General features: G+C 69.3%; 23 protein-coding genes. 16 read left to right on the top strand and 7 right to left on the bottom strand.

The window, feature by feature from the left end; translation table 11 throughout:
* Positions 1 to 2: 2 nt before the first annotated feature.
* A complete protein-coding gene (gene purB / locus SALPAC3_RS0113440; protein WP_026185535.1) occupies positions 3 to 1427 on the top strand; it encodes an adenylosuccinate lyase in 1425 nt (474 codons plus the stop codon).
* 57 nt (positions 1428 to 1484) lie between these two features.
* Here the strand turns inward: purB and SALPAC3_RS0113435 are convergent, their stop codons facing one another.
* Positions 1485 to 2051: a YbjQ family protein gene (locus SALPAC3_RS0113435; RefSeq protein ID WP_026185534.1), complete on the bottom strand. Its 567-nt coding sequence runs from the start codon at positions 2049 to 2051 to the stop codon at positions 1485 to 1487.
* A gap of 404 nt (positions 2052 to 2455) precedes the next feature.
* Here SALPAC3_RS0113435 and purS point away from each other — a divergent pair, with 404 nt between their 5' ends.
* The 3 genes from purS (at position 2456) to purL (ending at position 5977) form a co-directional block, all read left to right on the top strand.
* Positions 2456 to 2719, top strand: coding sequence for a phosphoribosylformylglycinamidine synthase subunit PurS (gene purS, locus SALPAC3_RS0113430; protein ID WP_018221744.1), 264 nt, complete (start codon positions 2456 to 2458; stop codon positions 2717 to 2719).
* Positions 2716 to 3396, top strand: coding sequence for a phosphoribosylformylglycinamidine synthase subunit PurQ (purQ, locus tag SALPAC3_RS0113425; protein WP_018221743.1), 681 nt, complete (start codon positions 2716 to 2718; stop codon positions 3394 to 3396). The genes purS and purQ overlap by 4 nt, the downstream gene beginning before the upstream one ends.
* Positions 3397 to 3463: 67 nt before the next feature.
* Positions 3464 to 5977, top strand: a complete 2514-nt coding sequence (purL, locus tag SALPAC3_RS0113420) for a phosphoribosylformylglycinamidine synthase subunit PurL (RefSeq protein WP_018221742.1) — start codon at positions 3464 to 3466, stop codon at positions 5975 to 5977.
* A 163-nt stretch (positions 5978 to 6140) separates the two neighbouring features.
* On the opposite strand, the gene SALPAC3_RS0113415 is transcribed toward purL, so the two are convergent.
* Positions 6141 to 8006 (bottom strand): carboxypeptidase regulatory-like domain-containing protein, encoded by a 1866-nt coding sequence (locus SALPAC3_RS0113415; RefSeq protein WP_018221741.1) that lies wholly within the window; start codon positions 8004 to 8006, stop codon positions 6141 to 6143.
* A gap of 182 nt (positions 8007 to 8188) precedes the next feature.
* Here SALPAC3_RS0113415 and SALPAC3_RS0113410 point away from each other — a divergent pair, with 182 nt between their 5' ends.
* The 5 genes from SALPAC3_RS0113410 to amcA all read left to right on the top strand — a co-directional run bounded on the left by SALPAC3_RS0113410 (position 8189) and on the right by amcA (position 12973).
* Entirely contained in the window at positions 8189 to 8512 is a 324-nt protein-coding gene (locus SALPAC3_RS0113410; protein ID WP_018221740.1) for a sterol carrier family protein, read from the top strand.
* A 153-nt stretch (positions 8513 to 8665) separates the two neighbouring features.
* Entirely contained in the window at positions 8666 to 10246 is a 1581-nt protein-coding gene (gene purF / locus SALPAC3_RS0113405) for an amidophosphoribosyltransferase (RefSeq protein ID WP_018221739.1), read from the top strand.
* 61 nt (positions 10247 to 10307) lie between these two features.
* The gene (purM, locus tag SALPAC3_RS0113400; RefSeq protein WP_018221738.1) at positions 10308 to 11462 is read left to right on the top strand and encodes a phosphoribosylformylglycinamidine cyclo-ligase; all 1155 of its coding nucleotides are present in this window, start codon (positions 10308 to 10310) and stop codon (positions 11460 to 11462) included.
* Between the two features lie 202 nt (positions 11463 to 11664).
* Positions 11665 to 12768: a cyclophane-forming radical SAM peptide maturase AmcB gene (gene amcB, locus SALPAC3_RS0113390; protein ID WP_332308193.1), complete on the top strand. Its 1104-nt coding sequence runs from the start codon at positions 11665 to 11667 to the stop codon at positions 12766 to 12768.
* The gene (amcA, locus tag SALPAC3_RS0113385) at positions 12737 to 12973 is read left to right on the top strand and encodes a multiple cyclophane-containing RiPP AmcA (protein WP_018221735.1); all 237 of its coding nucleotides are present in this window, start codon (positions 12737 to 12739) and stop codon (positions 12971 to 12973) included. Before amcB ends, amcA begins: the two co-directional genes overlap by 32 nt.
* Before the next feature lie 209 nt (positions 12974 to 13182).
* Here the strand turns inward: amcA and SALPAC3_RS0113380 are convergent, their stop codons facing one another.
* Both SALPAC3_RS0113380 and SALPAC3_RS0113375 read right to left on the bottom strand, forming a co-directional pair.
* Entirely contained in the window at positions 13183 to 13398 is a 216-nt protein-coding gene (locus SALPAC3_RS0113380; RefSeq protein WP_018221734.1) for a DUF3073 domain-containing protein, read from the bottom strand.
* A 291-nt stretch (positions 13399 to 13689) separates the two neighbouring features.
* Positions 13690 to 14772, bottom strand: a complete 1083-nt coding sequence (locus tag SALPAC3_RS0113375; RefSeq protein ID WP_018221733.1) for a Glu/Leu/Phe/Val dehydrogenase dimerization domain-containing protein — start codon at positions 14770 to 14772, stop codon at positions 13690 to 13692.
* 218 nt (positions 14773 to 14990) lie between these two features.
* Here SALPAC3_RS0113375 and SALPAC3_RS0113370 point away from each other — a divergent pair, with 218 nt between their 5' ends.
* Positions 14991 to 15830, top strand: coding sequence for a DUF8083 family protein (locus tag SALPAC3_RS0113370; RefSeq protein WP_018221732.1), 840 nt, complete (start codon positions 14991 to 14993; stop codon positions 15828 to 15830).
* Positions 15831 to 16082: 252 nt separating this feature from the next.
* Positions 16083 to 16292, top strand: coding sequence for a BldC family transcriptional regulator (locus SALPAC3_RS0113365; protein ID WP_007073996.1), 210 nt, complete (start codon positions 16083 to 16085; stop codon positions 16290 to 16292).
* A gap of 165 nt (positions 16293 to 16457) precedes the next feature.
* Here the strand turns inward: SALPAC3_RS0113365 and SALPAC3_RS0113360 are convergent, their stop codons facing one another.
* Complete coding sequence (locus SALPAC3_RS0113360) at positions 16458 to 16838, bottom strand: PPOX class F420-dependent oxidoreductase (RefSeq protein WP_018221731.1); 381 nt, start codon at positions 16836 to 16838, stop codon at positions 16458 to 16460.
* Positions 16839 to 17062: 224 nt separating this feature from the next.
* Here SALPAC3_RS0113360 and SALPAC3_RS0113355 point away from each other — a divergent pair, with 224 nt between their 5' ends.
* Positions 17063 to 17920 carry a 3-hydroxyacyl-CoA dehydrogenase family protein gene (locus SALPAC3_RS0113355; protein ID WP_018221730.1) on the top strand — a complete coding sequence of 286 codons (858 nt, stop codon included), beginning with the start codon at positions 17063 to 17065 and terminating at the stop codon, positions 17918 to 17920.
* A complete protein-coding gene (locus SALPAC3_RS0113350; RefSeq protein ID WP_018221729.1) occupies positions 17917 to 18660 on the top strand; it encodes an enoyl-CoA hydratase/isomerase family protein in 744 nt (247 codons plus the stop codon). The genes SALPAC3_RS0113355 and SALPAC3_RS0113350 overlap by 4 nt, the downstream gene beginning before the upstream one ends.
* Before the next feature lie 175 nt (positions 18661 to 18835).
* Here the strand turns inward: SALPAC3_RS0113350 and SALPAC3_RS0113345 are convergent, their stop codons facing one another.
* Together SALPAC3_RS0113345 and SALPAC3_RS0113340 are read right to left on the bottom strand one after the other, a co-directional pair.
* Entirely contained in the window at positions 18836 to 20170 is a 1335-nt protein-coding gene (locus SALPAC3_RS0113345; protein WP_018221728.1) for an ABC transporter substrate-binding protein, read from the bottom strand.
* Positions 20171 to 20316: 146 nt separating this feature from the next.
* Positions 20317 to 20835, bottom strand: a complete 519-nt coding sequence (locus SALPAC3_RS0113340) for an SRPBCC family protein (protein WP_018221727.1) — start codon at positions 20833 to 20835, stop codon at positions 20317 to 20319.
* 227 nt (positions 20836 to 21062) lie between these two features.
* On the opposite strand from SALPAC3_RS0113340, the gene SALPAC3_RS0113335 reads away from it, so the two are divergent.
* From SALPAC3_RS0113335 to SALPAC3_RS0113325, 3 genes are all read left to right on the top strand, one after another.
* Positions 21063 to 21524: a GbsR/MarR family transcriptional regulator gene (locus SALPAC3_RS0113335; RefSeq protein ID WP_018221726.1), complete on the top strand. Its 462-nt coding sequence runs from the start codon at positions 21063 to 21065 to the stop codon at positions 21522 to 21524.
* Between the two features lies 1 nt (position 21525).
* A complete protein-coding gene (locus tag SALPAC3_RS0113330; protein WP_018221725.1) occupies positions 21526 to 22824 on the top strand; it encodes a glycosyltransferase in 1299 nt (432 codons plus the stop codon).
* Between the two features lie 336 nt (positions 22825 to 23160).
* Positions 23161 to 24009 (top strand): hypothetical protein, encoded by an 849-nt coding sequence (locus SALPAC3_RS0113325; protein ID WP_018221724.1) that lies wholly within the window; start codon positions 23161 to 23163, stop codon positions 24007 to 24009.
* The last annotated feature ends 243 nt before the right edge of the window (positions 24010 to 24252 follow it).

Here is a 24252-nt window from a genome sequence, read left to right as displayed (position 1 = left end):
TCGTGACGACGATCCCGAACGTGCTCGCCAACCGGTACGCCTCCCCCGAACTGGTCACCCTCTGGTCCCCGGAGGAGAAGATTCGGATGGAGCGTCGGCTCTGGCTGGCCGTGCTCAGCGCCCAGCGGGATCTCGGCGTGGACGTGCCGGACGGGGTGGTCGAGGCCTATCAGCGGGTGCTCGACCAGGTCGACCTGGCCTCGATCGCGCGGCGGGAGCGGGTCACCCGGCACGACGTGAAGGCGCGGATCGAGGAGTTCAGCGCGCTGGCCGGGCATGAGCACGTGCACAAGGGCATGACCTCCCGGGACCTGACCGAAAATGTCGAGCAGCTGCAGGTGCGGGCCTCCCTGGAGCTGATCCGGGACCGGGTGGTCGCCACCCTGGCCCGCTTGTCCCGGCTCGCCGTCGAGCACTCTGACCTGGTGCTGGCGGGGCGCTCGCACAACGTTGCGGCGCAGGCCACCACGTTGGGCAAGCGTTTCGCCTCGGTGGCGGAGGAGCTGTTGATCGCGTACGAGCGGCTGGAAGACCTGATCGGGCGGTACCCGCTGCGGGGGATCAAGGGTCCGGTCGGCACCGCCGCGGACCAGCTCGACCTGCTCGACGGGGACGCCGGCAAGGTGGCCGAGTTGGAGCGTCGGGTGGCGGAGCACCTCGGCTTCGGCCGGGTGCTGGACAGCGTCGGGCAGGTCTACCCGCGTTCGCTCGACTTCGACGTGCTTTCGGCGTTGGCCCAGGTGGCGGCGGGGCCGTCGGCGTTGGCCACCACGATCCGGTTGATGGTCGGCCAGGAGTTGGCGACCGAGGGCTTCCAGCCGGGCCAGGTCGGCTCCAGCGCGATGCCGCACAAGATGAACACCCGGTCGTCGGAGCGGGTGAACGGCTTCGCGGTGATCATCCGTGGCTACCTGTCGATGGTCGGCGAACTCGCCGGCGACCAGTGGAACGAGGGGGATGTCTCCTGCTCGGTGGTGCGTCGGGTGGCGCTGCCGGACGCCTTCTTCGCCGCGGACGGGCTGTTCCAGACGTTCCTCACCGTGCTGGACGAGTTCGGCGCGTACCCGGCCGTGGTCAACCGGGAGTTGGAGCGCTTCCTGCCGTTCCTGGCCACCACCAAGATCCTGGTCGCGGCGGTACGGCGGGGTGTCGGCCGGGAGGTCGCCCACGAGGTGATCAAGGAGCACGCGGTGGCGGTCGCGCTGGCGATGCGGGAGAAGGGCGCCACCGAGAACGACCTCTTCGACCGGCTCGCCGCCGACGACCGGCTGAACCTGACCCGCGCCGACATCGCCGACCTGGTGGCCGACCGTACGGCCTTCGTCGGTGCCGCCCCCGCTCAGGTCCAGGCGGTGGTGCAGCGAGTCGCGGCGGTGCTCGACCGCCACCCCCGGGCCGCCGCGTACAGCCCGCCGCCGATCCTCTGATCGCCGCCCCCCGCCCTGGGCCACCGGCGTCGGTCCCCGAGGGGCGGGACGCGGTGGTCAGGGTTCGGGGGTGGGGGTCTCGGCCGCGCTCCGCAGGTCGGGTGCGGTGGCCGGCTCGCCGATGCCGCTGGGCTCGGGCGTGATCGTCGGCTCGTGTGCGGTCTCCGCCGCCACCAGGGGCTGGTCGGGGGGCATGACGTCGGGGACCCGGGGTACCACGATCACCGCTGTGCCGTAGGCGCAGATCTCCATCCACATCTCGCCGCAGTCCCGGCTGTCGAACCGCATCCCGATCACCGCGTTCGCGCCGAGCCGGCGGGCCTCCTCGCCGAGGCGGGCCACCGAGTCGGCCCGCCAGCGGGTGAGGTTGTCCGGCGCCATCGGGTCGTACGCGCCGCCCCGGAGGTTCTTCACGCCCTCGCGGTACGGGTTACGGGTCCTGGCCATCGAGGAGACCACCTCGCCGAGGATCTGGCGGACCTCATAACCGGGTAGTTGATCCGTCGTCACGACCAGCACGGTTCTGATGCTGTCAGCCGGTGCTGGGGTCGAACGTGGGCCCTGTTCACCTGATCGGATGGTGAAAAACAGCGCGGCGCGGACGGTCGGCGCTTGGCCGGCCACCTGCGCTGTGGTGGCGTTAACCGTCAGACACCGGAAACCGGGGCGGTCCAGGAACGGTTGTACGCGACACTGCCCGCACATCCGGGAGCTGAGGCCGCTGGTCACGCCGATCTGCTGGTGGGTAGGAGTCCGGTGGCGGTTGCCGCGATGGAAATTGAAGCTCCTGTATTCTTCGGGGTTGTATCGCTCCGTTGGTAGGTCCGTCAACGAAGCGGGTCGGTGGCAACGAAATCGCATCGGGATCACAACGGAAAGGCATCGGACTTTGTGCTCGCCTTAACCGCGCCGGAGATTGCCCAAACCGCGTGCGGCCGGTGCGGGCGACGCGGTATCTGCCAGGTAGGCTGGCTGCGCTCGCCCCTTGTGGGTCGGCACCCAACTGCGTACACAGTCAGGAGTGCCCAGTGCCTCGCGTCGTCGTCGACGTCATGCTCAAACCGGAGATTCTCGATCCGCAGGGACAGGCCGTCGCTAACGCGCTGCCTCGGCTCGGCGTCGAGGATGTCGCCTCGGTCCGGATCGGCCGGCGGATCGAGATCGATTTCATCGGGGAGCCAGATCTGAACCAGACCCGGGAGATCGCCGACAAGCTGCTCGCCAACCCGGTCATCGAGGACTTCACCATCCGTCTGGCCGAGGATGGCGAGACCGTGGACGCCCAACCGTGACCGCCCGAGTAGGTGTGGTCACATTCCCCGGTTCACTCGACGACGGGGACGCCGCGCGTGCTGTTCGGCTCGCCGGCGCCGAGCCGGTCCGTCTCTGGCACGCTGACCCGCAGCTGCACGGGGTGGACGCTGTGGTCCTGCCCGGCGGCTTCTCGTACGGCGACTATCTGCGCTGCGGCGCCATCGCCCGGTTCGCCGCGGTGATGGAGACGATCGTCGACGCCGCCCGAGCGGGCCTGCCGGTACTCGGCATCTGCAACGGCTTCCAGATCCTCTGCGAGGCCCACCTGCTGCCCGGTGCGCTGACCCGAAACCAGCACCTGCACTTCCGCAACCGGGACCAGGTCCTGCGGATCGAGTCGGTCGGCACCGCCTGGACCAACGCGTTCCAGCCCGGCCAGGAGGTGCTGATTCCGGTCAAGAACGGCGAGGGCTGCTACGTCGCGGACGCCGCGACGCTGGACCAGCTCGAAGCCGAGGGCCGGGTGGTCGCCCGCTACGTGGGCAACCCGAACGGGTCCCAGCGGGATATCGCCGCGATCACCAACGCCGCCGGAAACGTCGTCGGCATCATGCCGCACCCGGAGCACGCGGTGGAGGAGCTCACCGGCCCCTCCCTGGACGGCCTCGGCTTCTTCACCTCGGCGCTCAAGCACCTGGTGGGGACCGCGGCGTGACCGCAGGCGGCATCATCGGTCGGCTCACCCGCCCGACGGGCGGCCCGCTGCGTAACAAGGAGAGGCCATGACCACCCAGGACCCGGCCCGGGACACCGCAGACGCCGTGGCAGCCGGAGCGACGGCTGCGCTCGACCGAGGCGCCGCCATCATCGGCTGGGCCGGCGGCGTGGACACCGTCCCCCACGCCGGCGACAGCCCGGACGAGCTTCAGCCCTACGCCGACCTCGGTCTCCGAGACGACGAGTACCAGCGGATCCGGCAGGTGCTTGACCGGCGGCCCACCCAGGCCGAGCTGGCCATGTACTCGATCATGTGGAGTGAGCACTGCTCCTACAAGTCGAGCAAGGTGCACCTGCGCCAGTTCGGGGAGAAGGCCCCGTCCAGCGACCGGCTACTCGCCGGCATCGGGGAGAACGCGGGCGTGGTCCGGGTCTCCGACGAACTCGCGGTGACCTTCAAGGTCGAGTCGCACAACCACCCGAGCTTTGTCGAGCCCTACCAGGGCGCGGCGACCGGCGTCGGCGGCATCGTCCGGGACATCCTCGCCATGGGCGCGCGTCCGGTCGCGGTGATGGATCCGCTGCGCTTCGGCGCGGCCGACCACCCCGACACCGCTCGCGTGCTACCCGGCGTGGTCGCCGGGGTCGGCGGCTACGGCAACCGCCTCGGCCTGCCGAACATCGGCGGCGAGGTCGTCTTCGACCCCTGCTACCAGGGCAACCCGCTGGTCAACGCCCTCTGCGTCGGGGTACTGCCGATCGACCGACTCCAGAACAAGGCCGCCGCCGGCGACGGAAACATCGTGGTGCTGATGGGCGCCAAGACCGGCCGGGACGGCATCGGCGGCGTGTCGGTGCTGGCCAGCGCCACCTTCGACGAGCGCAGCGAGCAGCGCCGCCCCTCGGTGCAGGTGGGTGACCCGTTCATCGAGAAGTTGCTCATCGAGGCCTGCCTGGAGCTCTACGACGAGCAACTCGTCGTCGGCATCCAGGACCTCGGCGGCGCCGGGCTGACCTGTGCCCTCGCCGAGACCGCCGCCGCCGCGGGCACCGGCATGCGGGTCTGGCTTGAGCGGGTCCCGCTGCGAGAAGCCTCGATGGAGCCGCACGAGATCCTCGCCAGTGAGTCCCAGGAGCGGATGCTGCTGGTGGTTGAGCCGGAGAAGCTGGAGGCGGTGCTCAAGACTGCCGAGAGGTGGGGCGTGCTCGCCACCGCGATCGGTGAGGTCACCCCGCCGGCGGCGGACGGGCAGCCGGGCCGCCTGGTCGTCACCTGGCGAGACCATCTGGTCGTTGACGTCCCGCCGGGCTCACTGGCGGATGACGGCCCGGTGTACAACCGGCCGATGCGGGAGCCGGCCGACCTGATTCTGCTTCAGGCCGACCGAGCGGAGACCCTGCCCCGGCCGAGTGACCCGGAGGCCCTGCGGGAGACGGTCCTGCGTATGGTCGCCGCACCGAATCTGGCGGACAAGACCTGGGTCACCGAGCAGTACGACCGGTACGTGCTCGGCAACACCGTGCTCGCCCAGCCCGAGGACTCGGGTGTGATCCGGATTGACGAGCGCAGTGGCATCGGCATCGCGCTCTCCGTTGACGGCAACGGCCGGTACGCGCGCCTCGACCCGTACCACGGCGCCAAGCTCGCGCTGGCCGAGGCGTACCGGAACGTGGCGGTGAGCGGTGCGAAGCCGATCGCCGTCACCGACTGCCTCAACTTCGGCTCGCCGGAGGACCCGGGTGTGATGTGGCAGTTCGCCGAGGCCGTCCGGGGTATCGCCGACGGCTGCGGCGAACTGGGTATCCCGGTGACCGGGGGCAACGTCAGCTTCTACAACCAGACCGGTGCGGCAGCCATCCATCCGACCCCGGTGGTGGGGGTCCTCGGCGTGCTGGACGACGTGGCGGATCGCGTCCCGATGGGTTTTGTCCCGCGCGACGACGATCACGACCAGATCTACCTGCTCGGCGAGACGCACGTGGAGCTGTCCGGCTCGGAGTGGGCGTGGGCCACCCACGAACACCTCGGCGGCGTACCTCCCCAGGTGAACCTCGACCGCGAGCGGGCGATCGCCGAGTTGATGGCGGTGGCAGCCCGGGGCGGGCACCTCAGCTCCGCGCACGACCTCTCCGACGGCGGTCTGGCGCAGGCTCTGGTCGAGTCCTGCCTGCGCCGGGGTGTCGGCGCCCGGATCACGCTGCCGGAGCAGTTCACCGGCGGTTCGATGCCGTTCGTCTTCCTGTTCAGCGAGTCTGCTGGCCGGGTGTTGGTCTCGGTGCCGCGTGGGCACGAGAAGGCGTTCACCGCGCTGGCCGACGAGCAGGGAGTGCCGTGCGAGCGGATCGGCGTCACCGATCCGGCGGGTGGTGCGCTGGAGTTGCACGGGCAGTTCCGGCTTAGCCTGGCGGAGCTGCGTGCGGCGCACAGCGCCACCCTGCCCCGCCTCTTCGGCGGAGCGGAACTCGCCACCTCGTCGGCCGAACCGGTCGAAGGGTCGGCCGCGAGCGTTACGCCGGTCGAGACGGTGATGACCGTCAGCTCCGAACCACAGCTGGGGGGACCGAGCGAACCGGTGTGACCGCCGCCGTGCCGGCCCCGCCTGGTTCCGGCACCCGACTCGAGTAGGGCGATCCGGCCCGGCTGATCTCAGCCGGGCCGGATTCTGCTGCAGGGGATCGGCAAACCACAGGACGGACTGTTGCGGGCCCGCCCGAAGCCGGGTGGCCCGCAACAGTCCGTTGTCAGTCGTCCAGCCAGTTCAGCCGGCGACCGCCCCGGTCCGGCGGGGGAGCGTCGGACCGAGCCCGATCGGCCTGCGTCGGGTCCCCGTAGCCACCACCGTAGCCGCCCTGGCCATACCCACGGTCGTCGTAGCCGCCGTGCTGGGCGGGCGTTTCCTGGTGGTAGCCGCCGTATTGGGCGGGTGCTTCCTGGTGGTAGCCGCCGTATTGGGCGGGTGCTTCCTGGTGGTAGCCGCCGTGCTGGGCGGGCGTTTCCTGGTGGTAGCCGCCGTGCTGGGCGGGCGTTTCCTGGTGGTAGCCGCCGTATCCACCCTGCTGGTCGTAACCACCGGCCGGCTCGGCCCCCTGTCCGTACGCGGGCTCGGTCTGGCTGTAGCCGGCGTCCTGCTGGTATCTCCCGGTGGGGTACGGGTCGGCCGGGGCCGGATACTGCGTGGCGGCGGTCTGGTAGCGGCCGGTCGCTTCGTCGTAACCAGAGGAACCGCCGGAGGCGGGCGGATAGCCGGTTCCGGCTGACGAGGACATGCCGTAGTCGCTGGCGCCGTAGCCGCCGCCGGACGCGGGGGAGGTGGCGCCGTAGCCGCCGCCGGACGCGGGGGAGGTGGCGCCGTAGCCGCCGCCGGACGCGGGAGAGGTGGCGCCGTAGCCGCTGTCGGCCCAGCTGGACTGGCCAGCGGACGCGTTGTAGGGCTGCGGCGGAGCGCCGTAGGGGTCCGGTGGGACATCGTCAATCACCGGGCTGTGCATCATCGTGGGAGCTTCGGCGAGAGACGGGTTTCCGCCGACCATCGTCGGCGCTGCCGCGGTCGGATTCACGATCCGCGTCTGATCGTCGATGCCGCCGTAGCTACCGCGGGCAACCGGGACGGCACCCGTGGCCGCGCCGGATGGGGTGACGCCCGCCTCGTCTTCGTCGTCGGTCTCCTTGCGGCGTAGCCACAGCAGCACCATGGTGCCGACGCCGGCCGCTACGAGGAGGCCACCGAGCAAGATGATCAGCAGCGAGCCGATGCCGCCGGACTCCTCGTTGCTGGCGTCTGCCACGGGGGCGTCCACGGCGGCTTCGACCGGCTCGTCGGTCTGCTCCTCCACCCCGACGGTCGGTGCCGGCTCGATACTCGAGGATGTGGTGGGGCTCGGGGTCGGCGCTTCGATCTTGAGTGAGATCCGCTGGCCGGAGATGCTCTGCCCGGTGGAGGCATTCAGGGTCTTGGTGGCGGTGAAATCCTCGATGCTCGCGCCGATGACGAGTTGGCCGGGGGCGATCGGGTTCTGGGTGCTGCCAGTGAACCGGAAGTTTCCCCCGTTGTCGGTCCTGGTGTCGAACCGGTTGTTCTTGGAGTCCTTGAGGACGACCTGGGCTCCCGGTACCGGGCTGCCGGTGCTCTGGTTGACCACCTCGCCGGAGACCGACCTCACCGTCTGCGTCTGGGGGGGCTGGCTCGGGCTGGGCTCCGGCTTGCCCACCAGGGTGACGGTGGTGGTCCCGATACCGTCACCGTCGACGGAACCGGCCGCGGTGACGGTGATCGTGGCCACTCCGTTGGCCGCGTCGTCCGCCAGTCGGAAGGTGGCCTGAAAGTTCCCGTTCTGATTGACGTCCCTCTCGCAGCCGGTGGCGCAGGTGAGCTTTCCGCTGCTGGATGTCACCCTCACGGTCGCGGGATCGTCGGCCGAGGCCTCGATCGAGTAGCTGATCGTGGTGGTTCCGCCCGCCTCGACCCGGCTCGGTGAGGCCGAGACCTTGTTGACCACGGGGGCGGCGGAGGCCGGGCTGGCGGGGACGGTGAGCAGGGCGCCGACCAGCAACGCCGCGACCACACCGGCCCGCTGCTTCCAGGCACGTCGGTGTGTTGACACGTCCACCGCCTTCCACTGGATTCCCGGTGGCCGGCGGTCGCCGGGCCGGGGATCATCACGGTACGAATACGCCGTGGGCTACTATGCCTTGTCCAGTCGGATCGGCGCGACCCAGGGCCGGTGTGCGAGTCTCCGCGCGCGCGCCGTATCGTCCCGCTGTGCCCCCTTCGTACGCTAGGACCGCTGCAGTGGTGGCGGCGCTGTCAGCGCTTGACGAGGGGCGTACCCCCGATCGTCCGGTGCTCCGAGCGGCGGTCCGTACCCTGTTGGCCGTGCTGGCGGAGCGGGCACCCGGTCGATCGGTGGAGGTGCGGGTCCCACCCTATGGCGCGGTGCAGTGTGTGCCGGGCCCCCGGCACACCCGGGGTACCCCGGCGAACGTGGTCGAGACCGACCCGGAGACCTGGCTGCGGGTCGCGACGGGACGTGTCGCGTGGGGGGAAGCAGTCGCCGAGGGTTACGTACGGGTCAGTGGGGTCCGGGCGGACCTGGCCGCGTACCTGCCGCTTTAGCAGGTGGCGGCGGGTGGCAATTACAGGATGCAGTGATTTCGTGACTTTCTGTGTAGGTGCGGGTTCGCGTACACTGTCAGCGACGACAAGCGGTCCCGGCCGGGGAGCGGATCCTGTGATTCGCCTGGCCAGTCCAGCAAGAGGGAGCGGCAGGTGCCCCGAGGCGATGGCCGGTTGAGCCACGACCTTGACCCCCAACGTCCCGGCCCCCAGGACGCCTGTGGTGTCTTCGGTGTCTGGGCCCCGGGCGAGGAGGTCGCCAATCTGACCTACTTTGGGCTGTACGCGTTGCAGCACCGGGGGCAGGAGGCGGCTGGCATCGCAGTCAGTGACGGCACGGGGGTGGTGGTCTACAAGGACCTTGGCCTGGTAGCCCAGGTCTTCGACGAGCCAACCCTGGCCAGCCTGCGCGGGCACGTGGCGATCGGCCACGCGCGTTACTCGACCACCGGCGCCTCCACCTGGGAGAACGCCCAACCGACCATTCGCTCCACCGCTTCCGGCACGACGATCGCCCTGGCCCACAACGGCAACCTGGTCAACACGGCCGAGTTGCAGCGGGAGGCCGGCGAGCGGGCGCTGGCCGGCGACGGGGCCACCAACGACACCTCGCTGGTGACCATGCTGCTGGCCAGCCGACCTGATCTGTCGGTGGAGGCCGCCGCCCTGGAGGTGTTGCCGCAGCTACGGGGAGCGTTCAGCTTCGTCTTCATGGACGAGTCGACGCTCTACGCGGCCCGTGATCACCACGGGGTCCGCCCGCTGGTGTTGGGCCGACTGGAGCGCGGTTGGGTGGTGGCCAGTGAGACGGCCGCGCTCGATATCGTCGGTGCCAGTGTGGTCCGCGAGGTCGAGCCGGGTGAGTTGATCGCGATCGACGAGGACGGTCTGCGCTCTGCCCGTTTCGCCGCGCCGGAGCCGAAGGGCTGCCTCTTCGAATACGTCTACATCGCCCGTCCGGACGCCACGATCGCCGGCCGGAACGTGCACGCGGCACGCGTCCAGATCGGTCGTCAGCTCGCTCGGGAGCACCCGGTAGCGGCCGACCTGGTGATCCCCGTGCCCGAATCGGGCACCCCCGCCGCGATCGGCTACGCGGCGGAGTCCGGCATTACCTTCGGGGCCGGTCTGATGAAGAATCCGTACGTCGGGCGGACCTTCATCCAGCCGTCGCAGACGCTGCGTCAGCTCGGTATTCGGCTCAAGCTCAACCCGCTACGCGAGAACGTTCGGGGGAAGCGGCTGGTCGTCGTGGACGACTCCATCGTCCGTGGCAACACCCAGCGGGCCATTGTGCGAATGCTCCGCGAGGCCGGCGCGCTGGAGGTGCATGTTCGGATCTCCTCGCCGCCGGTTTCCTGGCCCTGCTTCTATGGCATCGACTTCGCCACCCGCGCAGAGTTGCTCGCCAATGGTCTGGACAACGAGGGCGTCCGGCGGTCGATCGGCGCGGACACGCTCGGCTACGTGTCGCTCAGCGGTCTCATCGCGGCCACCGAGCAACCGAAGAGCCGGCTCTGCCGCGCGTGTTTCGACGGCGAGTATCCGATCGAGCTGCCCGCTGACAGCTTGATCGGCAAGCACGTGCTTGAGGGGGTCGGCCGGCGGGTCGCCGCCGAGTCCTCCGAACCGCACGCCAGTCCGCTCGTCGCCGCACCCAGCGGCCGCGACGCGTTCAGCTCGGCGCGGGTGCCGCGCCCCGACCCGGAAGAGCCGACCACCCACATCCGGTAGCACCACCCGGGTGCAACCCGGCTATCGCCGGTTCGCACCAGGACCATCTAAGGGGAGAACCGTGACGCACGTGTCCGAGCGCAGCGGCGCAGGAAGTAGCCAGACCGGTGCCGGCGGTGACCGCCAGCCCTGGACCACCGCCACCGGGCGTCCGGTGCGCAAACGTTCGGCCTCGTACCTGGATGCCGGGGTCTCGATCGAGGCGGGCGACCGCGCGGTCGAGCTACTCAAGTCGAAGGTGAAGCAGACTCGACGACCAGAGGTGATGGGCGACCTGGGTGGCTTCGCCGGCCTGTTCCGGCTGGACACGAAGAAGTACAAGAACCCGATCCTGGCCTCCTCCACCGATGGGGTCGGCACGAAGCTGGTGATCGCGCAGCAGCTCGGCATTCACGACACGGTCGGCATCGACCTGGTCGCCATGGTCGTGGACGACCTGGTGGCGTGCGGTGCCGAGCCGCTGTTTCTGCTCGACTACATCGCCACCGGTGAGGTCGTCCCGGACCGGGTGGCCGAGATCGGCGCCGGCATCGCCGATGGCTGCCGTTACGCCGGTTGCGCCCTGCTGGGTGGGGAGACCGCCGAGCACCCCGGTGTCCTCCGGCCGGATGAGTACGACATCTCGGCCACCGGTGTGGGGGTGGTGGAGGAGAGCGAAATCCTCAGCTCCGAGCGGGTGGAGGTCGGCGACGTCGTGATCGCGATGCGCGCGTCCGGCCTACACTCCAACGGATTTTCCCTGGTCCGGCACGTGCTGCTGGGCGCCGGCCGAATGCGGCTGGACGTGGTCATCGAGGACTTTGGCCGGCAACGCACCCTTGGTGAGGAGCTGCTGACCCCCACCAAGATCTATGCGCAGGACTGTCTGAAGCTGATCGCTGAGGCGGAGGTCCGGGTATTCGCCCACGTGACCGGGGGCGGTATCCCGGGGAACCTGGTCCGGGTCCTGCCGGAGCACGTGGACGCGGTGGTCGATCGCGCTACCTGGAAGCCGCAGCCGATCTTCGACCTGGTGCAGTCCAAGGGGCGGATCGAAGCCCCGGAGATGGAAGCGACGTTCAACATGGGCGTCGGCATGTTCGCGATCGTCTCCGCCGAGGATGCCGACCGCGCGCTGGCCACTCTCACCGGCCGCGGCGTGGATGCGTGGCAGGCCGGTGAGATCATCGAAGGCACCGGCAATGTTCAGCTGGTCGGGCAGCACACCCGTGGCTGATTGCTTCGGTGCCCGGTTGGACTGCTGATCGGGCTTCGCACCGATCCCGACGGTCCGCGGGTCGAGGGCTTCACCCGGGTGGCCGACGCCGCCTAGCCTGGGGAGCACTCGCGCAACGTCGCCGGGGCACGTCGGGGTGTCGTGGTGCGCCCAGGCCTGGCAGAGGAGGGCGATGGCGGTACGGGGGCAGTCGACAGGTGGGATGCGCGGTTTGGCTGCCGTCCCAGCCTATGTGGTTATGCAGCCCACAACGCTCTGCAATCTCGACTGCGTGTACTGCTATCTCCCGCTCCGCCACGCTAATCGGCGGATGCCAGTCAGCGTGGCGGAGGCGGTGGCGGCATCAGTCAACCCGTGGGCGCGAGCCGGGCGGTTCTCCGTGGTGTGGCACGGTGGCGAGCCACTCGCCGCCGGGCCGGAGCTGCTCGCCGCGTTGATTGCCCCGTTCGGGCCGGAGGTCGAGCATCACGTCCAGACCAACGCGACGCTGATCGACGATGTTTGGTGTCGGTTCTTCGCGGAGCACCGGGTCCGGGTGAGTGTCAGCGTGGACGGGCCGCGGGAGCGCAGCACGGATCGGGTCACCCGGGGTCGGCGTCCCGCATACCCCCAGATCATGCGGGGAGTCGAGGCACTGCGTCGGCATGGGCTGCCGTTTTCGGCGCTGGCCGTGGTGGGGCGGCCCGCGCCGGGTCTCGCCCGTGAACTGTACGACTTCTTCCTTGATCTCGGCCCGGACGTGTTGGGCGTGAACATCGAGGAGACCGAGGGGGTCAATACGCGGGCCAACCGCCACGACGCGGCTGCGGTGGCCGCCTTCTGGTCCGAGTTGGTGGCGGCCTGGCGCCGGAACCCCCGCATCCATCTGCGTGAGGTCGAGTGGTCCCTGCGGTACGTCGCCGCGGTGTTGGACGGCGTCGAGGAGCAGGTACTGCCCCGTCGGCTGGATCCGATTCCCACGGTCGGTCATGACGGGTCGGTGACCGTGCTATCGCCCGAACTGGCGGGCTTCACCAACCCCCGATACGGCGACTTCAGCAGTGGCAACGTGCTGGTCACTCCGCTGGCGAAGATCCTGGCCGAGGCCGCGGAGACACCCTGGGTCGGGGAGTTCCTCGCCGGGGTGGAGGCTTGCCGGGCGTCGTGTTCCTACTTCGGTTTCTGCGGCGGTGGCCATGCGGCCAATCGCTACTTCGAGCAGGGCCGCTTTGACGGTACGGAGACCGAGCACTGCCGCAACAGCAAGATCCGCCTACTGGAGGGAGTATTGGAGCATGCCCGAGGACACCGGTCCCCAGCAACCTGAGCGCACGGCAGGCACGGTCTCGGAGGACGTGGTCGATCGGGTCCGCGCCGCTGGCGTCGACCTCACCACGTTGCTCCGGGAGGCCGAGGCGGCCCGGCGGCTACGGGCGGAGGCGGCGGGAGATGGCTCCGCCAGCGCGGTCTGCGCCTGGAACCACTTCGAGAACATCCCGACGTTCTACAACTGGAACAACCGTCCACGCTGAGGGTTACACCGAGTAACGCAGAGTTGGCTGGTTGGTTACACCGAAGCCGTCCACGCTCCGCCGGTGTTCCGCCACTCCTGCCGGACAGGGCGTGTCTCGGAGCCACTGCCAGTACTCCGAGACACACCCCGCCTCCGTCGGGGACCGCTGACCGATGGGCACAAACATGAGCACGCGGATCGACCGCGTGCTCATGTTGCGACCAGGGGTCAGCGGTTGGGACGAGCCCGGCTGTCCGGGTCGTCGTCCACGTGGTCCTCGTCATCGTCGTCGACATACTCTTTGTAGTCGTCGTCGAAGTCGTGGTCCGACTTGTGGCTGCCGCCGAGTTCGCGTTGCAAGGCGGCGAGGTCGGTGTTCGGGGAGTGGTACTTCAACTCCCGGGCCACCTTTGTCTGCTTGGCCTTAGCTCGGCCGCGCCCCATGGCTCGACCCCCTCGCACAGAATGCGGGGCAGCCCGAAGGCGGGCCCCGATGACGTCAGGCATCTCTCGTGGCTCTTACGGTACATGGAGATGCCATCGTTCGGCACCTCGGGTTACCGTCGCCCGGCTCCGCGCGTCGCGGCGGGCCGGTCGTCACCCAGTGTACTCGGTAAGGGCCAATCCGGAGAGCGCCCCTAACAGCAGGCGAATCACCGTGAATCCAGCTTAACCGCGTTGCGCCGCTGTGGCGGCCCAGGGGCGGAACCAGCCCGGCCCGCCCCCGGGCTGGGATCAGGGCAGCAGGATTGTCCGCAGCCGGCCCACCTCAGCCATCCGTCGCTCGGCCAGCCGGTCCGCGGCCACCGCCGGAGGCACCCCCTCGGTATCGGCGAGCCTCAGGATCTCCCGCGTGGTGTCGTAGATCTTGGTCGCTCGCAGCTTCGCGCGTTCGAAGTTGAAGCCCTCGATCTCGTCGGCAACCTGGATCACGCCACCGGCGTTGACCACGTAGTCGGGCGCGTACAGGATGCCCCGGTCGGCGAGGAGTTTTTCGATGCCCGGGTGGGCGAGCTGGTTGTTCGCCGCCCCGGCGACCACCTTCGCCCGCAGCGCCGGGACGGTGTTGTCGTTGAGCGTGCCCCCCAGTGCGCACGGGGCGTACACCTCGATGTCGGACCCGGCGAGCACGGTGGCGTCGTCCATCAGCGTCACCTGCGGATGGTTCGTCCGCGCCCAGGCCAGGGCCCGCGGGTTCACGTCGGTCGCCACCACCTCGGCGCCGTCGTCCAGGAGGTGGCCGACCAGGTGCTTGCCGACCTTGCCCAGGCCGGCCACGCCGACTCGTCGGCCGCGCAGCGTCGGCGTGCCCCAGGCGTGCTCGGCTGCGGCGCGCATGCCCTGGAACACGCCCCAGGCGGTGAGGATCGAAGAGTCGCCAGCGCCCCCGTGCTCACGGCTTCGGCCGGTCACGTACCGAGTCTCCCGGGCGACCACGTCCATGTCGGCGACGTAGGTACCAACGTCGCAGGCAGTGTAGTAGCGACCACCCAGGGTGGCCACAAAGCGGCCGTAGGCGCGCAACAGCGCCTCGCTCTTGAGCTGTTCGGGATCCCCCCAGATGACGGCCTTGCCGCCGCCCAGGTCCAGCCCGGCCAGGGCGTTCTTGTACGCCATGCCGCGGGAGAGGTCGAGCACGTCGGCGAGGGCCGCCTCCTCGTTCGCGTACGGGTAGAACCGGGTGCCGCCGAGCGCGGGTCCCAGCGCCGTGGAGTAGATGCCGATGATCGCCCGAAGGCCAGACTGTTTGTCCTGGCAGAACAGGACCTGCTCGTGGCCGACCGACCCGGGGTCGTCGGTGGTGGCGAATACGCCCATGACTCACTCCTGGTGGGGTGTGCGGCCTTGTGGGCCGCGGACCTGCGGACGCCGGCGGGATGCTGCCGGTTCCGCTGAGCCTAGTATCGGCCGACATCGTCTCCGTCGTCACCAGCGTGTGCGTTCGTACGGCGGGATCAGCCGCTCGGCGACTCTCCGGAGCGCACGCGAAACCGTGCCACCAGGGATTCGCATCTGACTCGTGGGAGGATCGCGCCGTGCCCTCGCTCTTCGCCGCATACCTGCGCGTGTACGAACCGTTGACTGCCTTCGACCGAGACCGCCAGGAATACTGGCGGCGTTACGTCGAGCAGGGCCGGGCTGTCGCCCCGGTGGAGGGGCCCGGCCGGCAGCTCACGATGGTGATCGAGGCGCTCGGCGCGGGTTGGACGCGGCTGCCGAATCTGCCGGACGAGGCGTACGTCCTGGAGGCGGACGACACCCTGCTGGTCTGCCCGTGGAACCTGCGCATCCGGGTCGCCGAGGCGGCACTGAACGCGCGCGATGGCGTACCCCCGGTGTTGGCGGACGCCTTTGTGCCGCCGGTGCTGGCCGGGAAGGCCAGGGCGGTGGTTGACGACTGGCGTAGCGGGGCGCGCGTACTGGAACACGGCGTTCCCCGGGTGCATGAGCAGATCGCCACCTGGGGTGTGCCGCTGCGGTGGTTTGTCCTCTTCGAGCCGGTGGAGCGGCACCAGGTCACCGAGCCCGGCCGGCGGGCACTGCGGTACCGGACGGAGATTTCCAAGGCCCGCCGGCGCTCGTCGCGGGCCCTTGCCGTGTTGCGGAAGTCGGTCGGTGCCGCGCCGATCACCGAGGCGGTGGAGGAGGCCGCGCGCTGGCTGGAGGAGTTCCATCCACGGTCGGTGGTGGAACTGGACTACGGCGGGCTGGTGTCGCTGCTCTCCGACGAGACCCTCGCGGCGGACGACTCGCCGGAGTTGGTCGCCGCTGGCCTGGCCGGGCTGTCTCGGGGTGAGGCGGAGGAGGCGTCAGCGGCCTACGACAAGCTGGTTGCACGGTGGCGTGCGGTGCAGTTGCTTGAGCGGTGCAACTGACGCCAAATCGGTGGATTTCACTTCGCCAATCTGGGAACCTTTCGCACTTGATTCGCCACGAACCGTGATCATGAAGCTAGATAAGGTGGCTTCTGTCACATTAAAGGGGAATAATTCGGGCATGGTTCATCCGTCCGTCTAGGTACGTTCGGCCGTTCGGCCCATGTCGGACATCGGGGACTAGCCGGACCATGGGAGACGCGTCGGCCGGCGGGACCCCGGCCGGTGTCTATACACGTGGAGGAGTGACCCATGGCATCGCGAACGCACGAACCGGAGCCGCTGCTCACGCCGGCCGAGGTGGCGTCGATGTTCCGTGTCGACCCGAAGACGGTGACCCGTTGGGCCAAGGCCGGCAAGCTGAGTGCGATTCGGACTCTTGGCGGGCACCGCAGGTACCGGGAGTCGGAGGTCAGAGCGCTGCTGCAGGGGCAGATCCCGCAGCAGCGTCAGGGGGACTGACCTGGTGAGAACCAACGGACAATGTGGGTAGGGCGGTGGACGATCTGTCTACCGCCCTACGGCATTTCTGTGGGTGAACGCGGCTCAGCCCTCGGAAGGACTCCGCGGGCGGACGCGACTGGCGGGCGGACGCGACTGGTCACCGGTGGTCTCCGCGGGCGCGGATCAGTCCTTGAGCGTGACCCGGATCCCGATCGTGCCCTGCTCGCCCCGGCGTAACCGGCTCCCCAGCAGGGTCAGCCGGCCGAGCACCCGGTACTTCTCTTTGATCAGGCCCCGGACCCGCCGGGTGCCCGCCGAGTCGGCGAGCGCGGCGTAGCCGGGCACTGTCGGACCGTGCGGTCGCCCGCGGACATCGCAGGGGGCGATGGTCACATCGCCGCTGCGCCGGATCCGCTTCACCTTGCCGGAGCTGGCAACGGTCCATACTACGAGCGCATCGCCGTCACGGACCGCCCAAACCGGGGTCGGTACCGCACGGCCATCCTTGCGGAAGGTCGTGAGCAAGATGTACTTCTCGGTCGCGAGTCGCTCCAGCGTGGTCACGCCGCCAGGATACGGCTCCGCGGCCGATTGACCGGGCAGTGAGCCGGAACGGCGTGCCGTGCACCGCGGGGCTGGCGCGGCACGACACATTCGGAAGCCTCCTTCCGCCCGGTGCCGGGCTGCCGCGCGGTGCCTTCCAACCAATAGGGTCGCGGGGACGAGCGACACGGGTAGGCGGGACAACACGGGTGATCCCCGAGTCGCCGCCGGAGGGAGGAGGCGCCATGGGTGACCGTTGGGTCGTGATCGGAGCCGGCACGATGGGTCTCGGGATCGCGTACGTGGCCGCCGGTGCCGGCTACGACGTGGACCTGGTCGAGGTCGATCCGGCCCGGGGTGAGGCCGCCGTGGCGCGCCTCGGCGAGCTGTGGGACCGGGCCGTTGGCCGCGGCCGGTTAACGGTTGCGCAGGCCGACGCCAACCGGTCCCGGGTGACTGTTCGGGGAGCCCTCACTGAGGTCAGCGCCGGCCCGGAGGTCGTGGTCGAGGCCGTCCCGGAGCGGGCCGATCTGAAGCGCTCAGTGCTGCGCGACGCCGAGCACCTGCGCCCCGCGCTGTTGGCCAGCAACACCTCCAGCATCTCGATCGCCGAGCTGGCCGAGGGGCTGACCCGCCCGGACCGCTTCCTTGGCCTGCACTTCTTCAACCCGGTGTGGGCGATGACGCTGCTCGAGGTCGTCGTCGGCCCGGGGACCACGCCGCAGAGCACGGACGCGGCGGTCGCACTCGCAGCTCGGCTGGGTAAGGATCCCGTCGTCGTACGTGACCTGCCCGGCTTCGCCACCTCCCGGCTGGGCGTGACGCTCGGTCTGGAGGCGATTCGAATGGTCGCCGACAAGGTGGCGGAACCAGCGGACATCGACAAGGCGATGGTGCTCGGCTACCGGCATCCGGTGGGGCCACTGGAGCTCACCGACCTGGTTGGGCTGGACGTCCGGCTCGACATCGCCCGCACCCTGGCGGCCGCGTACGGGGAGCGGTTCGCGCCGCCGCCGCTGTTGGTCGAGATGGTTGCCGCCGGGCACCTCGGCAAGAAGTCCGGCCAGGGCTTCTACCGGTGGGAGAACGGGGTGAAGGCGTGAGGGGCCTGCGGATCGACGAACACGCCGACCGGGTGGTGGCGGTGCTGGACCGCCCAGAGAAGCGCAACGCCATCGACGTTGACCTTGTCCACGCGCTCCACGAACTCTGCGCCGAGCTGGAGGCTCGGCCGCGGCTGCTGCTGCTCACCGGAGGTGCCGAGGGCATATTCGCCGGGGGCGCCGACATCGGACAGCTCCGCGAGCGCGACCGGCTGGATGCCCTCGCCGCGATCAACTCGGCGGTCTTCGCCCGGATCAGGGCGCTGCCGATGCCGACCGTGGTAGCTGTCGACGGGCCGGCCCTGGGCGGTGGCGCCGAGCTGGCGTACGCCGGCGACCTACGGGTGTGCACCTCGCGGGCCGTCTTCGGACAGCCCGAGGTGCGGCTCGGCATCCTGGCCGGGGCGGGGGCGACGCACCGGTTGCCGGCGCTGGTCGGCGAGGCGCGGGCGAAGGAGCTGCTCTTCACCGGCCGGCGGGTGGATGCCGCGGAGGCCCTGCGGATCGGTCTGGTCAACCAGGTGGTCGCCGAGCCGGCCGAGCTGCTGCCGGCGGCGCACACCCTGCTCGACGAGGTGGCGAAGGGCTCCGCGCTCGCGTTACGGCTGACCAAGCTGGCCGTGGACGCTCCGGCCGCCGCGCACCCACACGTGGATCTGGTCAGTCAGGCAGTGCTCTTTGCGGACGAGGAAAAGCACCGCCGGATGACCGACTTTCTCGAGCGTCGGCGCCGGCCGTAGCTCCAGGTGCTGCTGTCGGCGCGGTGCGGGCACGTGGCCGGCTGGGCGGGGCACAGAGGCCGGGAGGGGCATGTAGCCGGCCGGAGGCACGTGGCCGGCCGGGCGGGGCACGTAGCTGGCAGGGGCGGGGCCGCACCGTGCTTCGGTGCGGCCCCGCCCAGTGCCCGACTGCGGCTCAGCGGCGCAGCGACACCCCGGCGTCGGCGAGAGCCCGGATCAGCCCGGCCGACTCGTTGAATCCGATGATCACGACAGCGTCGGACCCAGTTTCCTTGATCTCGCGGACCACGGACGTGAAATCCACCGTTGCCGCCTCGGCCCCCTCCGGCGGCTGATAGGTGTTCAGCGTGATTCGGCCCGCGTCGATGCCTGCCTGTTCCAGCTCGGACCGGACGATCTCCTGTAGTCCCTCGCCGTAGGAGTCCTGACGGGCCACGATGGCGACCTGCTGCGGGCCGTCCCGCAGGATGACGTCAGCCAGTGCCCGGCCCTGCAGGTTGTCGGACGGAGCGGTCCGGAAATAGCGGTCCTCGTCGTCCAGATCGGTGAGGCTCGCTTCGGTGTTCGACGGGGAGAACAGCACCATCCCGGCCTGCACCACGTCGGGCAACACCGCCCGCGAGACGCCCGATGCGCCGGCGCCGATGATGACGTGAACGCCGGCGGCGGCATGGCTCGCCACGGTCGCCCTGGCCACCACCGGATCCGTGCCGTCATCGCCGTCGATCCAGGTTACTGGGGAGCCAAGGACGCCACCCGCGGCGTTGATCTCCTGGATCGCGAGGGCGGCGCCGGCGGCGAGGGGCGGGTGGGACAGCACGAGGGCACCGGTCTGCGGTAGCAGGCCCCCCAGCACCAGCGGGCCTTCCGCGTCTTCGTCGGCCGCCCCGGTCTCCGGTGGCGGTGTGCTGCTCGCGCTGGACTCGAACCCCGCACCGACGAACTCCGTCTTGGCGTCGTTGATCTGCGTCCCGTCGAAGTGCAGGGTGGCGTAGCTGGCGGTCGAGGGCTCGCCGGCGGCAGTGAACCCACCTCGGCTGAGCGAGATGCCACGGTACTCGATGTCCTGCCCGTCCCGGGCCAGCGCGAGGCAGTCCACGGCGGTCTCACACCGCTGGCCGCCGTTGGTGACTCCGACGATCTGTGCGGCGAAAGCCGCCGGATCGGTAGTGCCGGCGAGCTGCGCGGCGAGTGCACTGATCAGTACCGCGTCGTAGGCCTCCGCCGCATAGATGAAGCTGGTCAGGTCGGGCTCGATCGACAGCAACCGGTCCTTGAATTCTTCCGGCAGCGGCGTCAGCGGTGTGGTCCCCTTCATCCCGTCAACCAGGTTGGCCCGGTCTCCCAACTCGGCGGGGAACGAATTGAGCATGGTGCTGTCGGTGCCGTAGAGACGTACCGAGGTAGTGGTGGCCTCGTTGGTCTCGTCGTTCCCGCAGGCGCTGCTGGCGAGCAGGAGCGTCGCGCAGGCGGCAAGGGTGGCAGCTCGCGTGGCGCGTGGGATCAGCATCGCAGTCCTTCCTCGGCGAAGTAACGCTGCGCAGCGTAGCGCGCCTGGCAAGCCGCCCAAAACCCTGGTTATCGCTATCCGCAGGTAGGCCACCTTGTTACTCAGCGTGTTGTAGAAGGCGGTGGGAAAGCGGTCGAGTCAGTGCTTCAGCCGAGGGCGCGCTTCGCCACCACACGCGCATAGCGAGCGAGAAGTTCGGACCAGCCAGCGGTCAGCGCCCGGCGGTAGCCCTCCGCTGCGGGGCCGTGCCGATCGAAGTGTCGGTGTTCCACCTCTACCCGGGTCTGCCCCGAGCGGTCGGGGCGAAAGAGCGCCTCGACCTCGCTGGCCCGGGCCGGATCGGGTGCTGGAACGCGGTCTGCCCCGATCTGCCAGGTGAAGACGAGTCGGCGGGGCGGGGTCCAGGCCAGCACCCGGCCCCAGTCGCTACGGAAGCCGTGCGGGCCGATTTCGTACAGCATCCCACCGGCCCGTGGTTCCATCCCCAGCGCGGTCAGGAGGCCGGGGCCGGACCAGGTGTACTCCGTGACCCACCAGTCGGTTATTGCGCCGGTGAATATCTCGAATGCCTGCTGCGCCGAGGCGGGAATGAGGAGCGAGCTGCGGAGCGAGAACCGTGCGAAATCCTGCTGGATATCGACGGGATCGATTATCTCCTGTCCCATAAGCCCGGACCATACCGGCTGATGCCTGCCGGTGCAGCATTGGGAGTGCGCGATTTAGCTGTTTATGGCAGTGATGTAGCAGGGCGGGTCGTCAACACCTCCATCGGGATTATGTTCCTGGTGGAAATTCTCGTATTTCGCCCTGGTCTCGGTTTCTGGACGACGTTTAGTGTCTAGGTTTAGAAAATTTTGAACGTTCAAGACTCTTGTGTCAGGAAGGGGAGCGGATGGACCCGGAGGTTGGCCGGCGATACGCCGAGGAGGTCGGCGTCGTCCTGGCTCGGATGGGCACCACCCCCGCCTTCGGCAAGCTGCTGGGCTGGCTGCTCATCTGCGACCCGCCGAAACAGACCACCGCGCAGCTGTGTGCGGCGATGGGGCTCTCCAAGGCCTCGGTATCCACCGGCATGCGGGTGCTGGAACAGTCCGGCCTGGTCCGACGGGTGCCGAGCCCGGGCCGAGGGCACGCGTACGAGATGCATCCGGACGCCTTCGCCCGTGCCCTCGACCCGACCGACAAGATGCGGGCTTTCATCGATCTGATGCAGCGCGGGATCGATCTGGTGGGCGACGCGGGGGCACCTGAGGCCAGCCGGTTACGCCATACCCGCGACTTCTACACCTTCATGGTGGAGCGCACCCCCGCCCTGATGGAGGAGTTCCGTCGACAAGCGCGAAAGGACAGTTAGGATGCGAATCCTGGTGATCACCGTAGGGTCGCGAGGGGATGTCCAACCGTACGTGGCCCTCGGCAAAGGTCTCCAGTCGGCCGGCCATGACGTCACCCTCGCCACCTGCGCCCGGTTCCGGTCGTTCGTCACCGACCAGGGTCTGGCGTACGGCGAACTCAGTGACGACATATTGCAGCTGCTGGATTCGGCATCCGGCCGGGCGGCGATGGAGGACACCACCGGATTGCTCGGGGCGGTCAGGACCAACATCCGGCTGGCCCGGCAGGCGAACCCGATCAACCGGAGGTTGCTGACCGACGCCTGGGCAGCAGCGAGGCAGGCCGAGCCAGATCTGGTCGTCTACCACCCGAAGGTGCTGGCCGGTCCGCACATCGCCGAGAGGCTCGGCGTACCGGTAGTCCTGGCGCTGCCGGTGCCGGTCGCCGTGCCGACCGGTGACTTCCCCCTCGTCGGGCTGCCCGAACTGCCGCTCGGCCGGTGGTACAACCGACTGACCTACCGCCTGGCCGGTGCCGGATACCGAATGTACGACGGCATGGTGAACACCTTTCGCCGCGACGCACTCGGGCTCCCGAAGACCCGCGGTGCCGCGCTGACCACCCGGCTCCCGGACGGGCGACCGATCCCGGTGCTGCACGGCATCAGCGAGCACGTCTTGCCGCGTCCCGCCGACTGGCCCGGGCACGCGCATCTCACCGGCTACTGGTTCCTTGACGACGCCGCCCGCTGGCAGCCCCCGGCCGCCCTGGTCGACTTCATCGAGGCGGGCGACCCACCGGTCTACGTCGGCTTCGGCAGCATGGCCGGGCGTGACCCGCGCCGACTCACCCGCCTCGTCGGCGAGGCACTGCGCCGGGCCGGCGTCCGCGGCATCGTGGCCACCGGTTGGGGTGGGTTGGCGGCGACCGAGCCGTCGGGCACCGAGTCGTCAGACACCATCTGGCACCTCACCCAGGCCCCACACGACTGGCTCTTCCCGCGGATGTCCGCCGTCGTGCACCACGGTGGGGCCGGCACCACCGCGGCGGCGCTACGCGCTGGCAAGCCCTCGGTGATCTGCCCGTTTCTCCTGGATCAGTTCGTCTGGGGTCGGCAGGTGTTCGCGCTCGGCGCGGGCAGTGCGCCCATCCCGCAGCGGAAGCTCACTGCGCAGCGCCTGGCCACCGCAATCCGTGCGGTCACCACCGATGCCGACATCCAGGCCGCCGCGGCCAAGCTGGGGCGGAGCCTCGCGTCCGAGGATGGCGTGGCGAACGCGGTCGGCAGGATCGACGCTCTCCTCGGCCCGACGGGTTAGGGTGCCAGCACCGAGTGGCCGCGCCCCCGGATGCCCTGGGCCTGAGTCGGCTGCGGCTTCGTCCGTGGAAAGGACGCCGAAGAGTACTGCGACGCGTCACTGTCACCCGATCACAATCAGCGACACCGTGCGCCGTACCCGTTCCTACCTGCGATCTCACGGGGATCACCACACCACGTAACCCCGTGGCTGGAGTAGGTTGTCTGATTTGCCGGCTTGGCTAATCTACGAATTCACCATATCCTACCGGTGTAGCACCCGTTGCCTCCGGCCGCCGTAGGTCGGAGGCTGTGTTTGAGCCCTGAGTTTGCATCCGGAGTAAAGGGAGTCAAAGCGTTGACCGACGAGTCCGGTAAGGCCAACTTCAGCGGAATCTACAACCAGGAGACGCCGTGCGCGTACTACGCTAACCTGCGCCGGTTTGAATACGAGATCCCGCAGCATGGGGCTACCGTATTCAACCAGCTGATCGATGCTCAACCGTGGGGTGGTGGCTATCGCCCCACCGTGCTCGACGTGTGCTGTTCCTATGGCATCGTCGGGGTGCTCACCAAGACCGATCTTGAGCTGGACGACGTGTACACGTACTACCAGGGTGCCAGTGACGACGGGCGTACCGTGGACCAGGTGCGCCGCGCCGAGAACGAATTTCTGGGTCAGCGGGCCCGGCCAGACGCCCCGCACGTAATCGGGTTGGACGTCGCCGAGAATGCTACTCGGCACGGGGTGGCGGTCGGTGCGCTAGACGACGCCTTTGTCGAGAACCTGGAGGCGACAACGCCGTCGTCAGAATTGGCCAAGAAGATGTCGGAGGTTGACCTCATCACGACCACGGGTGGCATCGGCTATGTCACCGAGCGGACGTTCGAGCGGCTGCTTACCTGCACTGAGGATCCGCCCTGGGTCGCCGCGTTCTGCCTTCGGACGTACGACTATGAGCCGATCTCGGACGTGCTCGCGCAGTACGGGCTCGTAACCGAGAAGGCGGACCAGGCTGTTCGGCAGCGGCGGTTTATCGACGACACCGAACGGGAGTGGGCGATGGCGGAGTTGGCGGCGCGGGGCGTCGACCCGGCCGACATGGAGAGTGCGGGGTATTTGTATGCCGACTTCTACCTCTCCCGGCCGAGGGAAGATGCGACAGAGAAGCCGTTGGCCGACCTGGTGACGATTCCCGCCAACTAGCTGACGCTGTCCCCGCCCTCGTCAAAGACTGCGCTGGTGGCGCGGGGGTGAGTCGGTGATAGCGCCCTCCGGGCCGGCGGGATCACGGTTGCGGTGAACTCGGCTGGCCGATTCGAGGGCTGCTACGCGTGCGATCGAGGCTTGGGGACTGCTGCCCTGGACGCGGGCGGGTCCCCAAGCCTCCCCCAGGTAGATCAGGTGTTGGTGGCTGGGCGTTGAGCTGCCCCCGTGGTGCCGGCGCTG

Origin of the sequence: Salinispora pacifica DSM 45544, from assembly GCF_000378845.1 — a bacterium.
Lineage (GTDB): Bacteria > Actinomycetota > Actinomycetes > Mycobacteriales > Micromonosporaceae > Micromonospora > Micromonospora pacifica.
Note: the sequence above shows the minus strand (reverse complement) of the source record. Positions and strands in the feature narration are given on the sequence as shown.